Genomic DNA, 14377 nt, shown 5'->3' on the forward strand with positions numbered 1-14377 from the left:
CCAATATTCTATAAATATTTCGGGACGTATTTTTCTAATTTTAAGTTCTTAACTTTAGAATATGGACAATTTTTTTCAAGACGTTTACAAGCATTTAGAAGGATATTATTATAGTATTGTTGATTTAACGCCAAAGTTTCTTCTGGCAGTTGCCGTGATTTTGGTTTCGTGGTTTATTGCCACAAGGGTTGGAATTCTGGCTGATAAAAAGCTAAAACTAAGAATGCACGATCATTTATTAGCCACGTTTATTGCCCGATTAATCAAGTCGGTTTTGATAATTATTGGCATATTAATTATGTTTAAAATCATTGGTTTAAACGGAATTGCACAAAGTATGCTGGCGGGAGCTGGAATTTCGGCTTTTGTAATTGGTTTTGCACTAAAAGATATTGGTGAAAATTTTCTGGCGGGAATTCTGCTGGCATTCAAAAGACCATTTTCTATTGGAGATATTATCGAAAGCAACGGCGTAAAAGGCGAGGTGCTGACTTTAAATCTTCGGGACACCGAAATTAAAAGTGACAGCAAAATTATTTATATCCCAAACGCTTTACTTATTAAAAACACCTTAATCAATTATAACAGCAGCGGCTTTTTACTGCAGACTTTTACGATTGGTCTTGAATATGGTTCTGATTTAAATCGTGCCATCGAATTGGTAAAACAAGTGCTTAAAAATCATGATGAAGTAAGTGATAAAGAACATAACGATTCGGCATTTATTGCAGATATTGCCGGAGGAATTGCACAATTAAATATCCGATATTGGGTTTCGTCAGAAAACAATTCCGATAGTGCAAAAAATCGTTCTGTAATCATTACCGAAGTTTTAAATGCCTTAAAAGAAAACGAATTTGTAGTAAAATAGAATTTGTAAAGCAAGTCTAAAAATCTAATATTTAGTGTTTTATAAATGATATTTAGCGTTAAAACTTACTGAATTTCGTATTTGGTTTTAAGATTTTTTTTTAAATTTGATGTCAGAATTTCTAGCCAAAACCATTATGGAAAAATTAAAACGCCCGGTTTATCTTAAACCCGGTACCGATGATTTTTTTAAAATGTTACAACGAGAAGTGAGAGAAACGGTTTTAAAAAATTCATCTTTGTACCAATTGAATATTGTGAAGTCTATTGGACTTTTAGTGCTCTTTTTTTTATTTTATACCTGTATTTTGCTATTTGGTAATCGTACGCCTTTACTTTATGGCTTTTATATTTTGTGCGGCATCACGATGATCGTACTTTTTATAAATGCATTTCATGATGCGGCTCACGGCGCATTGTTTAAAAAACCAAAGCATAACGAATGGTTTACCTATGCATTAGAACTTTTTGGCAGCAATCATTGGCTCTGGATTCGCCGCCATATTGGTCTTCATCACGCTTATCCCAACGTTCCTGATTGGGATATTGATATCAAACAAAGCGATATTATCAGAATTTTTCCCACCAGTCCGGTGTTTAATTATCACAAATACCAGCATATTTATATGTGGTTTATTTATCCGTTTTATAGTTTGAACTGGATTTATATTCGTGATTTTAAAGATTTTTTTGGGAAGAAAGACAACTACGTAAAAAAAGTAGTAGATGAAATTCCGAAAGAAGAAATCTATAAACTATTTGCAGCCAAAGTCCTTAATCTAATCTATTTGCTTTTTATCCCGATGTTGGTTTTAAATCAGCGCTGGTATGTCATTTTAGGAGCCTGGTTTGCCATGCATTTATGCGGAAGCATGCTTGGTGTAGTTGCACTCGTTTCTACACATGTTGACGAAGATGCACATTTTCCGGTAACAGACGATGAGGGAAATCTTTCGGCAACCTGGGCTTTGCATCAAATGATTGTGACCAAAGATTTTAGTACGAATAGTAAATTGGCTAATTTTTTATATGGAGGTTTTACGCATCATGTCGCGCATCATCTTTTTCCGGGCGTTGGTCATACCTATTATCCTTATATTACGCCAATTATAAGGCGTTATGCGCAGGAATATGATCTTCCTTATACATCATATCCTTTTTATCATGCAGTTCGTTCTCACTTTAGAATGCTAAAAAATAAAGGTGTAAAAGAAAATATTCTGATGACGGGAGAAATATAACTTTTGCTAATTAAAGAGAAGAAAATGACTAAAACTATACTATTTCAGTTTCTACAGATTCAATATTGGTATTGAGAATGGCTAATGTTGCAGCATCTTTCTTTCCGGAGAAAAAGGCTTCTAATATATCATGAAATACAGGATTGGCGTTTTCTACTTGTGCAAAAAGTGTCATGGACGAACGCAATTTTCGGGCATCTAAATCTCCCAAAATTGCTTCTGCCGATTTTCTTTTAAAAGTTAACAATAACTCAGAAATTTCGATAAGATGTTTACCTAATATCGGATGATTTAAAAATTCAGCAGCTTCATTAAGATTGTCAATACCATAGAGTATAGCAGTATCGCTCGCGCCTAATCCTTTTATTTGCGGAAAAATAAACCACATCCAGTGCGTTTCTTTCTTTCCTTTTTCAATTTCAGAAAAAGCAGTAAGATAAAGTTTGTTTTGCGCATCTAAAAAACGCGTTAAATCATTGTTTGAATATGCCATTGCTATATTATAATTTTGAAAAAAGGGTTGCAAAAGTACTAAAAAAGTCAGGCGCGACCTAATAAAAAATTCATGAGAGGAATAATTTAACTTTTGATGCAAGTATTTTCTACCAAATCCGGATTTTAGCAATGTATTTGATTTTCTGAATGATAGAAACAAAATGAAGCTGTTTTTTGTTTTATAAAACGCTCTCTCTGAGATATAAAATTATAAATTTTTACAAAAATATTTTTATTTATGTATTTAACTACGTAGTTTTGTATTGTAAAAATAATAAAATATGAAACCGTTAATTATTCCAATCGAAAATGAATACTCAAATGCTGTTATAGATTTAGTTTTGAATATTCAGCAAAATGAATTTAATATTGCCATTACTTTAGAAGATCAGCCGGATTTATTAGATATAAAGAGCTTTTATAAAGCCGGCGGCGGTCAGTTTTTTGGTGCTTTTATGAATGATGAATTGGTGGGCACAATTGCCTTAATAAAGTTTGATGACAAAGCCGCGGCGATTAGAAAGATGTTTGTAAAAAAAGAATATCGCGGAAAAGAACATTCTATTGCCCAAAAATTATTAGATACTTTAATCACTTATTGTTCAGAAAATGAAATCGATGATTTATATTTGGGAACAGTATCGGTATTAGAAGCCGCATTGCGATTTTACGAACGTAATCATTTTGAGAAAATTGCAAAGGAACTGCTTCCGAAGAAATTTCCGTTAATGAGTGCCGACAATGTATTTTGTCATTTAACGCTAAAAAAATAAGAATGAATATAATAGATGAATCAGGAATTTTGGCCCTTTCAACGCGATTACAGCGCTTGAGTGAGCAATTGCGCAAAGATGGCGCCTTGCTTTATAAAGAGTACGGAATTGACTTTGAGCCCAAATGGTTTCCGGTAATCTATACATTATATCATAAAGATGTTTTGAGCGTTGTCGAAATTGCAAACGAAATTGGATACACGCATCCTTCGACTATTAGTTTATTAAAAGAATTAGAAAAACAGAAACTAATCAAGTCTAAAAAAGATAAAGTCGACGAACGCAAAAGATTGCTTCAATTAACACCAAAAGGGAAGGAACTTATTGAAGAAATGAAACCTGTTTGGGCAGTTATGACAAAAGTTTTGAGTGATATTGCCGATAATAAGAATAATTTACTCCAGGCAATTAATGAAGCCGAAAACAAAATATTGCATCAAAGCTTTTTGCAAAGGTCTTTGCAGTTGAAAAGTGAGAAGAAGACATGACTATTGTTTATAGTGTTTTTTTGTAACTATTATATTACATTTTTACTATTTAATTTATAAAAATATGCTATCATTGCATTAAAAAAGCTTTGATAAATATTGAAAATTATGATACTTCCTTTTCAACAAATAATTCTACTGTTCAATATCTTTTTGAAAGTTCTGGGCAAAAGAAACTTATTAAAGGGGTTCAATATTCTAAATTTGAAACCCAAAGTGGAGAAACGGTATATAATTTAGGCTTTGGAGATTATGATTCTGAAACTAAAGACATTTCAGATAAAAAAAGCAGTAATAATGGTGATGCACGGAAAGTGTTTAATACAGTTTTAAATACAATTCCTAAATTTTTAAAAGAGTTTCCGGATTTTCCCATTTTTATTCAAGGGAGTGATAGTCGAGATTCATTTGAAGAAGAATGCAGGAGTTCCTGCTCTAAAAATTGTGATTTAATTTGTAAAAATAAACACAGAAGAATTAGAACTTATATTCATTTTTTAGATAAAAAAATTAAAGTGTTTTCAAAAGATTATATATTTTTTGGATTTGATGGAGAAAAAAAGACATTTGTTCCGTATGAACCTAAAAATAAATATATTGCAATACTGGTTTATAAGAAAAAATAGATAATTTTGTATAGTAGAAAGTATTGTTATGAGAAAAGGAGAAAAAATAGAGACAAAAACAAACGTAATTCCTATGTCTAAAGCTACTGAGAAAAGACTCTCAAAAGTTTTGGATGAAATTAATGGGAAAAAACTATTTTCGGAAAAAATTGAGTTTGCAAAAAAAACATTGCAAAACGTAAAGTTGCCAATGTGATTTCTTAGTCAAAATATAAAAAAAAGCGATCTATTTAAGATCGCTTTTTTATTGAAAATATTTATACTCAGCCATTTTTGGCAGAAGGGAAATTGGACTTTAATCTATAATTAAAATCTTTTGTCTTTTTATCTGTTATAATATTGAAGAATTAATATATTTTTAATATTATTGTAAGAAAATAGTTTGAAGGATAGTGATATTTATGAGACAAGTTTGTCAATAGAAAATGCTATTGTGCAATATCTTTTTGAAAGTAACGGCGAAAAAAAGCTTATTAAAGCAGTTCAGTATTCGGGTTTTGAAATGAAAAACGGTCAAACCATTTACAATCTGGGTTTTGGCGATTATGATTTTGAAACTAAAAATATTCGCGATACAGAAAACAGTAATAATGGCGATATGCGAACGGTTTTTAATACCGTATTAAATACAGTGCCAAAGTTTTTTGAAGATAATCCGGGATTTCCAATCTATATTCAGGGAAGTGACGGAACAGATTCGTTTGAAGAGGAATGTCGAAATTTATGCGCTAAAAACTGTTCTGATGTTTGCAGAAACAAAAACAGAAGGATAAGAGCTTATACGTATTTTTTAAATAAAAACTTTATCGAACTAACAAAAGAGTACATTTTTTTTGGACTTGATGAAGAAAAGAGGGGTTTTGTTCAATATGTGCCGGAAAATAAATACATTGGTGTATTGGTTTATAAAAAAAAATAGATAATTTTGTATAATAATTGACTTTTGTATTAATAATCAATTAAATAGGATGGTTATGGAAAAAGATAAAGGGATAGAAAAAACAACAAAAATTATTTCGATGTCAAAAGCAACCAAGAAAAAGATTTCGAAAGTAGCTGATGAGATAAATGGAAAAAATCTATTTACTGAAAAAATCGAACTTGCTAAAAAGACTTTACAGAATTTAAAATCATTACCGATTTAAAATCAACATTATAAAACATAAATTGAAAGCGATCTTTACGGGTCGCTTTTTTTATTGATAAATTTTTCAGTTTGAGATTTTACCAAAGTACACTAAGATTTTAATTTAGAGCGCTTTGTGAACGCTGTGTTTCTGAATATACCATTATATAAATCCTTAGTGTACTTTGTGTTATAATGACTAGCCACATAAAATTATATATTTTTATTTAAAAAAAAATTGCGTAACTCAAAAGTTACTTATATATTTGCGTAACTTAAAAGTTACTTATTATGGAAAGAAGCATTAAACATCAGTATTTCTTTGCCCATACTCCTGAAAAGGTTTGGCAATACTTAACCAACTCCGATTTGATGGAGCTTTGGCTTATGAAAAACAATTTTCAACCTGTTGTGGGAACTGACTTTCAGTTTAGAATAAACCCGATTGAAAGTTTAAATTTCGACGGTATTTTTTATTGTACCGTATTAGAAATTGAACCTTTTAAAAAACTCTCCTATTCGTGGAAAGCAGGTCCGGGCGAAGGCAAGATTACACTTGATTCTGTTGTAATCTGGAAATTAGAACCAACCGCCGAAGGCACCAATGTTTTTCTCGAACATAATGGTTTTGCCAAAGAAGAAAATCTTGGTTTTTTCGATGGTTTCAATCATGGATGGGTGGAGAAATTCGAAAAAATCGCCAACTTAATAAACGCATAAAATGGCTATACCAACTCTAGATGTGTTTCAGGTTATTGGAGATCCAAGCAGAAGAAAAATGCTGCTGCTGCTTTGTGAAGATCGCCTGACAATCAATTCGCTTGCGGATCATTTTGATATGAGTCGGCCTGCGGTTTCAAAACACGTTAAAATCCTGAATAATGCAGGTTTTATTGCGATAGAAGACAGCGGACGCGAGCGTTATTGCAGTCTGAAAAAAGACGGTTTTGAAGAACTAAAAACATGGATTTCGTATTTTGACCAATTCTGGGGCGCTAAACTGAAAAAGCTAGAATCTTTAATGGATGATACTAAATTGCCGAATTAAAATTAGAAGTTTTAACACAAAGAACACAAAGGTTTACGCAAAGTTCACAAAGTGATATTCACAAAGCTTTGCGAACTTTGTGTTTTTACAAAGCTCTGCAAATTAAAAACTCTTTGTGTTCTTAGCGGTTAAATTTTTATCGGAATTATTGGTGAATTTATAAAAAATTAACGTTTACTTTTTAATAATTCAGATGTGGCAATAATTGGCAAAATAACAGAACTCAAATAGGTGTCTTTCCACATTGTAAAAAGCATTCCGCGCAAAGTGGAATATGAGATGCCTAAAAGAGTAGAAACAAAGATTCCGCTGAATAAAGGTTTTTCATTACTAATTTGATATTGATCTTGTAAATCTTCAATTTTAAAAATGAAATCTACTTCATAATTGCCGCCCTGATTGATATTTTTGTCTTCAGTAACAGCAATTACATCCAGAAAAAGCCTGATTTTAACAACTTCCTTTTCTAAATTATGCATTATATTATGAGAAACTATAATATCGTAAAAAGGATTTTTATTCAGCTTATCAGCAGATAATATAGTATTTTGTTTTTCCCATTTTATACTCGTTAAATGAATTTTTGATGGTACTATTTTATTATCATCCATAGCTTATGAAACTTTTTTATCTAAGCTGTTTTCAGTAGAAAATACCTCTGAATTTTCAAAAAGAGTATCTTCCGGTTCTTCCTGACCTATGTGTACTTTTAAGTAAACATATTCTTTTTGAGTTTCAATATGAATGATATCGATTCCAAGAACAGTTTCAATTTTAGTAATTGTTTTTGTCGTAAAAGTATGTGTACCAGTTAGCCATTTACTTATTTCAGATGGTTTTTTATCCAGTAATCGGGCTAAATCAGCAGGTTTTAGACCTCGTTCTTTAAGTAATTCCTGAATTTTATTAGCGATAGCAAGATTTTTTTCTACCAGTTTGGCTATTTCAGGGCTTCCATTTTCGTCAAGCCAGTTGTCTATAATATTATTTTTTGGGAATTTCATAGTTTTTAGAATTGTAGTTTTAAATCATCATCACAACTGATTTCTGTAAAATCATTATTCCAGGTGATGTCTTGATTGGCAAAAGCTTTATCGATAGCTTTTGTGAGCTGGTTTGCTGCTTTAAAAGGTTTCCTAACATTGGGACAATCTTGTGGATAATGACAAGTTTTAATATCACCGTTAAATAAAAATACTACATTTTCATTAGCTCTTAAACAATATAAACGAATGTTATTCGCTTTATTTTCACCATCTTCTGTATAATTTGGTTCTCTATCCTTGCCCTTTGGAGGTAAAGCCGAAGCATCTGCAATTTCTCCCTCAGGTCTGAATAAATGCGATTGAGCACCGTATTTATTTCCTATTTGTTTTAGCCATGCCAAAATATGATCTAATTTCTTCTTATTATGTAGTGTATGATATGCTACAAACTCTTCAAAAAGTGAACTTTCAGATTCGTCTATACAAACAGAATAATAAGAAACCTTATTATATTGTGCAATTGGTTTTATCTTCGCAAAAGTATTCACTTATAAGTTATTTTCCAAATTATTATTCATCTTTAAGTTAACTTTGTATTATTTACCTTATAAATATATTGATTAATTTACATTTTTTAGGATTTAAGAAATAAAACTTTGCGAACTTGTGTAAAACCTTCATGCTATTAGCAGTTAAATCTTTACAGTTTTATAAATTAAATTGATATTTACTTATCTTTATAAAATAAAATTATAATCATGACGATTCAGCAATTAAAATATATTGTAGCCTTAGACGAAGAACGCCATTTTGCAAGGGCAGCCGAAGTTTGTATGGTTACACAACCCGGACTTACGATTCAGCTAAAAAATCTGGAAGAAGAAATTGGAATCAAAATTTTTGATCGCAATAAAGTGCCGCTCACACCAACCTTATTAGGAACAGAGATTATCAATAAAGCCAAAAAAATTCTACGTGAAGCCGATGAGATTCGGGATTTTGTGGTTAACGAAAAAAATCTGTTGGAAGGAGAGTTAAAGCTTGGAATCATTTCGACTTTATCGCCTTATCTTATTCCGTTGTTTATAAAAGCAATGAAAGAAGCGGCTCCGAAAGTGCATTTTATTATCAGAGAATCGAACACGGGACAATTAATGAAGGATTTAGAAACCGGCGCGCTCGATGTTGTGATTATGGCGACACCAACAGGAAATCCGAATTTAATTGAACATCCTATTTTTAAAGAGCCTTTTGTAGCCTATTTGAATGAATTGCATCCAATGGCAGATCATGATTTTTATGAATTGCAACCTGGGGACAAAACCGAATTATTACTGCTTCATCATGAATTTTGCTACAATGCACAGCTTTTGGACATCTGCGGTTTAAAAAATTCAGATAAAATAAAAGAGCAGTTTACGTATGACATCAGTTCGATTGAAACCTTAAAAAATCTGGTTCGCGCACAATTGGGTTTTGCAATTATTCCGCAGCTTTCTATTTTAAACGAAGCAACATCAAAGCTCTTTAAGCCTTTTAAAGAACCAATTCCGGTACGAGAAATTAGTCTGGTGGTTTCAGATTCTTTTTCTAAGAAATTATTACTGGAAAAAATGAACGAAGCCATTTGGAATTGCCTTCCGGATTCGCTTAAAAAAGATTTTGCGTATCGAAAAATCCGTTGGAATGATTCGCCTTATTTTGTGAAAGCGGTTAGTAAATATATGTAATAGAAAAGCCTGACCGTAAAGTCAGGCTTTATAATTTTTTAAACACATAGAAACATAGTTTTTCTTTGACGATAAAGACGTTTCACTTGTTTTAACAAACATAGTTAGCTATGTGACTTGAGAGAAGTGAAACGCTTTTTTTAAAGTACTAAAAGCTATGTTTCTATGTGTTGAATATAAATTATTGTTTTTTAGACGCAGCAATTATAACTTTTGCAACAGCTTCAGGCTGTGACATGAAAACCACGTGACTTCCTTTTATTTCAGTAATTTTTGTGTTAGAACGTTTGTACATCGCACGCTCAATATCAGGATTGATACTTTTGTCTTCTGTCGCTACAATTCCGTAAGACGGTTTGTCTCTCCAGGCTGCTTTTGTAACTGGTGTAAGGAAACCTTTTGCGTGAAAAGCACCTTGCGAAGCATACATAAAATCGGCTTGTTCTTTGCTGATATCGGCTGCAAAACCAGCATGATATTTTGCTTTATCATAATACACAATTCCTTTATCATCTACTGGTAATACACCATTTTCAGGAGCAGGAGGCGCAGTTTGAAGCCATTGTACAGTTGTTTCTCCGTTATCTGGCTGTAAAGCTGCTACATAAACCAAAGCTGCTACTTTTGGATGATTTCCGGCTTCTGTAATTACAGTTCCGCCCCATGAATGTCCAACTAAAACAGTTGGTCCGTCTTGTTTGTCAAGAGCTAAATTTGTTGCAGCAACATCATCTTCAAGAGAGCTTAACGGGTTTTGAACGATAGTTACATTATACCCTTTTTTGGTTAAAACTTCGTAAAGTGCTTTCCATCCTGAACCGTCAGCGAAAGCGCCGTGAACCAATACCACATTTTTAATTTGCGGTGCAGCAGTTTTAGCTTGTGCACTGGCATTTACAGCAGTAAATAATAGACTTAAAATTAAAGCGGCAAACAAGAAATAACGATTCAATTGTTCTTTTACATATAGTGTTTTCATAATTTAAGATTTTAGAATTAAGATTTTAGAATTAAGATTTTAGATTTTAAAATTGAAATTGATTTTTGAAATTGTTATTGTAATTGTAATTGTAATTGTTATTGTAATTAATTCAAGGTAACAGCTAAAGTAATTTCAGTGTTTAATAATTTTGAGATTGGACAAATTTCTTTTGCTTTTTGTGCCGCTTGTTGAAAATCTTCTGCAGAAATTCCAGGTACTTTTCCGGTCAATTCCAATTGAATTAAAGTGATAGTTCCGTCTTCGAAAGTAACTTTTGCTACTGTATCTAAATCTTCGGGAACAAAACCTGCTTCAGATAATAAAAAGCTCAATTGCATGGTGAAACAGCCAGAATGTGCCGCTGCGATTAATTCTTCAGGATTTGTTCCTACACCTTGATCAAAACGGGTTTTGAATGATAATTGTGCTTCGTTTAATGTTGTGCTTTGTGTACTAATAGTTCCTTTTCCTTCCATTCCTGTACCTTTCCAATTTGCGTTTGCTCTTCTTGTAAATTTCATGATTTCTATTTTTTAAAGTTGTTTTTAAATTACTCAAATCAATTGTTTGATTTTGATGAGACAAATTTATGGCGAACATGTTTATTAATCAAATTAATAATTTTTAAGTGTCATTAAAAATATTTATAATCATGTGCTATCAATAGAAATTGTAAAACTAAATTTTAATATATATTCTATTTTATATCAGCATATAGCATCCATAATGCTGTAATTAAACTTTAGTTTATTTTTTAAAAGCAAATAAATAAACTATTATTTACATTTTTTAAACTTTTGTTTGTTAAATATTAGTTATTGTAAGAAATTATTACCAAGTTTACCTCATTAATATTAAAATGAATTTAACATGAGGGTAAAATTTAAATGGATCTTGACATCAATATTGATGCTGATCATGCAGGTTTCTTATTCACAAGAAAAAAGAATTTCCGGGACTGTCTCAGATAACACAGGACCAATACCGGGAGCAAATGTTGTTGTAAAAGGTACAAAAAATGGTATTCAGACAGGTTTGAATGGCGATTATCTTGTAAAGGCTAAAACGGGCGATGTTCTTGTGTTTTCTTTTATGGGAATGCGCGATGTAATGGTTACTGTTGGCACTTCATCCGTCGTTAACGTGACATTGCAGGAAGATGGAAAGGTGTTGGACGATGTTGTAGTTGTTGCGTATGGCAAGGCAAAAAAGTCTTCATACACAGGATCTGCCACTCAAATTAAGTCGGAACAACTAGAAAATCGACCCTTAACGAATGCACTTTCTGTTTTAGAAGGAAGCACTTCGGGAGTTCAGATTCAAAGTTCGTCAGGACAGCCGGGCGCAGCACCAGAAATTAGAATACGCGGATTTAGCTCCATTAATGGCTCAAATGATCCGTTGTATATTGTAGATGGAGTTCCGTTTGCGGGCGATCTCAGCAACTTAAATTCCAATGACATTGAGAGTCTTACGGTTTTAAAAGATGCTTCTTCGACATCACTTTATGGGTCAAAAGCGGCAAACGGCGTCATCATTATAACCACCAAAACAGGAAAATCATCTAAAGATAAATTTTCACTGAATATGAGTACGGGCATGACTTCGAGAGCTATTAAAGAATATAGCAGGGTAAATGCGTATGATTATTATCCGTTAGAATGGGAAGCGATTCGCAACAGCAGACCAATGGCAACTGATGCACAACTTGCTGCGGCAAATACCTATGCATCGGCAAGAGTTCCGGTTGTATTGGTAACAAATCCGTTTAATGTTCCAAGCGCCAGTATTGTTGGTACAGATGGTAAATTAAATCCAAACGCACAATTGTTATATCCTGAGGATTTAAATTGGGAAAAACAGATTGAAAGAGCAGGGTTTCGTCAAAACGTAGATTTCTCCTACCAGGGAAAATCTGAAAAATCGAATTATTTTGCTTCTTTAGGCTATTTAAATGAAGAAGGATATATACAAAAATCGGGTTTTGAAAGAACTACGGGACGACTGAATTTAAATACAAGTTTAAACAATTGGTTTAAAACGGGAATAAATATTTCGGGAACTTTAACGAATACTAATTTGGCGGTTGACGGTGTAAATGATTCATCGGCTTTTAGTAATGTTTTTAGAACCATACGTTATATGGGACCCATATTTCCGGTTTTTGATCATGCTCAAAATGGCGATTATGTATTAGATGCAAATGGTGACAAAGTATATTCGACTACAAGAGCATCGGGCGCATCGAGTGGGCGAAATATTGTTTACGAAACATTAAATAATACTGATAATGAAAAGGGATTGGCTTTATCTGCAAGGACTTATTTTGAAATTAGTTTTTTAAGAGATTTTAAATTCACTACAAATGTTGCTATCGATAAGACTTATTTTAACAGAACATATTCATACAATACTTTAATTGGAGACGGTGCTCCTGTAGGTTTAATGAGTAAAGAAGATGAAATTTTAACCGGTTTTACTTCTAATCAATTATTGAATTATTCTAAGAAAATAGGAGACCATACTGTTACGGCAATGTTAGGTCATGAGAGTTTTAATTATGATGAAAATTGGACAAGCGGCGTTAAAACAGGTCAGGTTGTTCCCGGCATTATAGAGTTTATAAACTATGCAACTACTACAAATTTAGAGTCATATACAAGAAATTATGGAACTGAATCTTATTTTTCAAGAGTTGGATATGATTATAAGGATAAATATATTTTCTCGGCATCATTTCGCAGAGACGGATCTTCAAAATTTTCTAAAGAGAACAGATGGGGAAATTTTTGGTCTTTTGGCGGAGCCTGGGTACTTTCTAAAGAAAATTTTCTAATTGATAATGCTATAATTAATGATTTAAAACTACGCGCGTCAATAGGAGAGGTTGGAAATGATTCTCATACCAATAATACACGTTTGAATTTTTATGTAAGCCAGCCAACGTTTAGTCTGGGTTATGATAATGGCAGCGAGGGCGGAATTATTACGAATGCTGCAGCTGCACCCAATTTGCAATGGGAAGTGAATACGCAAAAAGATCTGGCGGTAGAATTTGGTTTATTTAAAAACAGGCTAAAAGGAACTGTAGAATATTATAACCGAAATACGGACGGGCTTATATTTTCGGTTCCAAATCCATTGTCTTCAGGTTTAGACAATAGAGTAGAAAATATAGGTTCTATGTTTAACAGAGGTTTTGAGGTTTCATTGGATGGCATAATTTTAAAAACCAATGATTTTTCGTGGAGTTTAAATATAAATGCATCTACTATTTATAATGAAATTACAAGTTTGCCTCAAAAAGAAATAATCACCGGATCGAAAAAATTGGCTGTAGGGCAGTCTATTTACGATTATTGGCTGAGAGATTGGTATGGCGTTGATCCTGCAGACGGATACGCTTTATACGTCTCCAATCCTGATTTAATGGTGGCGAATGACCCAACAGGGCGCGTTGTAAACGGTGTTAATGTTACAACAGATCAAAATAAAGCTGCCTATCATTATGCAGGTTCTGCAATTCCGGATTTGTTTGGAAGTTTTGGTACCGCTTTTAAATATCTCGGACTTCAGTTGGATGTTCTGTTTTCGTATCAATTGGGAGGTTTGATGTACGATTCAAACTATTCCGGATTAATGCATACGGGAAATAATTACGGATCTGCTTTTAGCACAGATATTTTAAACAGATGGCAAAAGCCCGGAGATATTACTGATGTTCCGCGATTGGATATTAATAGAAATACGCAATCTTCTGCAGGTTCTGACAGATGGTTAAAAGGATCTGATTATTTGAATTTAAGGCAGATTAATTTATCGTACAAATTACCTACAGATCTGGTATCGAAACTTGAAATTGATAATGCCACTATTTATATCAATGGCGAAAATCTTTTATTATTTACAAAACGTCAGGGAATGGATCCAACCCAAACCTTTAACGGAACAACGCAGAATAGATATATACCATCACGAGTAATTACGATGGGCTTTAATTTAAATTTTTAAT

The 14377-nt window shown here is 32.6% G+C and carries 18 protein-coding genes; 12 read left to right on the plus strand and 6 right to left on the minus strand.

The window, feature by feature from the left end; genetic code table 11:
• Positions 1 to 61: 61 nt before the first annotated feature.
• Positions 62 to 871 (plus strand): mechanosensitive ion channel family protein, encoded by an 810-nt coding sequence (locus OLM54_RS04155; RefSeq protein ID WP_264537342.1) that lies wholly within the window; start codon positions 62 to 64, stop codon positions 869 to 871.
• Positions 872 to 980: 109 nt separating this feature from the next.
• On the plus strand, positions 981 to 2111 hold the full coding sequence (locus OLM54_RS04160) for a fatty acid desaturase family protein (protein ID WP_264537343.1): 1131 nt from the start codon (positions 981 to 983) through the stop codon (positions 2109 to 2111).
• Between the two features lie 34 nt (positions 2112 to 2145).
• On the opposite strand, the gene OLM54_RS04165 is transcribed toward OLM54_RS04160, so the two are convergent.
• A complete protein-coding gene (locus OLM54_RS04165) occupies positions 2146 to 2604 on the minus strand; it encodes a DUF1810 domain-containing protein (RefSeq protein WP_264537344.1) in 459 nt (152 codons plus the stop codon).
• 283 nt (positions 2605 to 2887) lie between these two features.
• On the opposite strand from OLM54_RS04165, the gene OLM54_RS04170 reads away from it, so the two are divergent.
• The 8 genes from OLM54_RS04170 to OLM54_RS04205 all read left to right on the plus strand — a co-directional run bounded on the left by OLM54_RS04170 (position 2888) and on the right by OLM54_RS04205 (position 6667).
• The gene (locus OLM54_RS04170) at positions 2888 to 3379 is read left to right on the plus strand and encodes a GNAT family N-acetyltransferase (RefSeq protein WP_264537345.1); all 492 of its coding nucleotides are present in this window, start codon (positions 2888 to 2890) and stop codon (positions 3377 to 3379) included.
• Between the two features lie 2 nt (positions 3380 to 3381).
• Positions 3382 to 3867 (plus strand): MarR family winged helix-turn-helix transcriptional regulator, encoded by a 486-nt coding sequence (locus OLM54_RS04175; protein WP_264537346.1) that lies wholly within the window; start codon positions 3382 to 3384, stop codon positions 3865 to 3867.
• An 89-nt stretch (positions 3868 to 3956) separates the two neighbouring features.
• Positions 3957 to 4493 carry a DUF6934 family protein gene (locus tag OLM54_RS04180; protein WP_264537347.1) on the plus strand — a complete coding sequence of 179 codons (537 nt, stop codon included), beginning with the start codon at positions 3957 to 3959 and terminating at the stop codon, positions 4491 to 4493.
• A gap of 28 nt (positions 4494 to 4521) precedes the next feature.
• Complete coding sequence (locus OLM54_RS04185) at positions 4522 to 4689, plus strand: hypothetical protein (RefSeq protein ID WP_264537348.1); 168 nt, start codon at positions 4522 to 4524, stop codon at positions 4687 to 4689.
• 186 nt (positions 4690 to 4875) lie between these two features.
• Positions 4876 to 5412, plus strand: a complete 537-nt coding sequence (locus OLM54_RS04190) for a DUF6934 family protein (protein WP_264537349.1) — start codon at positions 4876 to 4878, stop codon at positions 5410 to 5412.
• Between the two features lie 55 nt (positions 5413 to 5467).
• Positions 5468 to 5638, plus strand: a complete 171-nt coding sequence (locus OLM54_RS04195) for a hypothetical protein (RefSeq protein ID WP_264537350.1) — start codon at positions 5468 to 5470, stop codon at positions 5636 to 5638.
• 272 nt (positions 5639 to 5910) lie between these two features.
• A complete protein-coding gene (locus tag OLM54_RS04200) occupies positions 5911 to 6339 on the plus strand; it encodes an SRPBCC family protein (protein ID WP_264537351.1) in 429 nt (142 codons plus the stop codon).
• A gap of 1 nt (position 6340) precedes the next feature.
• Positions 6341 to 6667: an ArsR/SmtB family transcription factor gene (locus tag OLM54_RS04205; protein ID WP_264537352.1), complete on the plus strand. Its 327-nt coding sequence runs from the start codon at positions 6341 to 6343 to the stop codon at positions 6665 to 6667.
• A gap of 167 nt (positions 6668 to 6834) precedes the next feature.
• Here the strand turns inward: OLM54_RS04205 and OLM54_RS04210 are convergent, their stop codons facing one another.
• From OLM54_RS04210 to OLM54_RS04220, 3 genes are read right to left on the minus strand one after another with little or no spacing between them, the layout of a single operon-like run.
• Entirely contained in the window at positions 6835 to 7278 is a 444-nt protein-coding gene (locus OLM54_RS04210; RefSeq protein WP_264537353.1) for a hypothetical protein, read from the minus strand.
• 3 nt (positions 7279 to 7281) lie between these two features.
• Positions 7282 to 7671 carry a helix-turn-helix domain-containing protein gene (locus OLM54_RS04215; protein WP_264537354.1) on the minus strand — a complete coding sequence of 130 codons (390 nt, stop codon included), beginning with the start codon at positions 7669 to 7671 and terminating at the stop codon, positions 7282 to 7284.
• Positions 7672 to 7676: 5 nt separating this feature from the next.
• Positions 7677 to 8201 (minus strand): hypothetical protein, encoded by a 525-nt coding sequence (locus tag OLM54_RS04220; RefSeq protein ID WP_264537355.1) that lies wholly within the window; start codon positions 8199 to 8201, stop codon positions 7677 to 7679.
• Positions 8202 to 8411: 210 nt separating this feature from the next.
• Between OLM54_RS04220 and OLM54_RS04225 the strand changes: the two genes are divergently transcribed.
• On the plus strand, positions 8412 to 9383 hold the full coding sequence (locus tag OLM54_RS04225; RefSeq protein WP_264537356.1) for a hydrogen peroxide-inducible genes activator: 972 nt from the start codon (positions 8412 to 8414) through the stop codon (positions 9381 to 9383).
• Positions 9384 to 9564: 181 nt separating this feature from the next.
• On the opposite strand, the gene OLM54_RS04230 is transcribed toward OLM54_RS04225, so the two are convergent.
• Positions 9565 to 10362, minus strand: coding sequence for an alpha/beta hydrolase (locus OLM54_RS04230; protein ID WP_264537357.1), 798 nt, complete (start codon positions 10360 to 10362; stop codon positions 9565 to 9567).
• 107 nt (positions 10363 to 10469) lie between these two features.
• The gene (locus OLM54_RS04235; protein WP_160374032.1) at positions 10470 to 10886 is read right to left on the minus strand and encodes an OsmC family protein; all 417 of its coding nucleotides are present in this window, start codon (positions 10884 to 10886) and stop codon (positions 10470 to 10472) included.
• Between the two features lie 349 nt (positions 10887 to 11235).
• Here OLM54_RS04235 and OLM54_RS04240 point away from each other — a divergent pair, with 349 nt between their 5' ends.
• Entirely contained in the window at positions 11236 to 14376 is a 3141-nt protein-coding gene (locus tag OLM54_RS04240; RefSeq protein ID WP_264537358.1) for a SusC/RagA family TonB-linked outer membrane protein, read from the plus strand.
• Position 14377: the final 1 nt, after the last annotated feature.

Origin of the sequence: Flavobacterium sp. N1736 (genome assembly GCF_025947065.1) — a bacterium.
In the GTDB taxonomy this organism is placed as follows: Bacteria; Bacteroidota; Bacteroidia; order Flavobacteriales; family Flavobacteriaceae; genus Flavobacterium.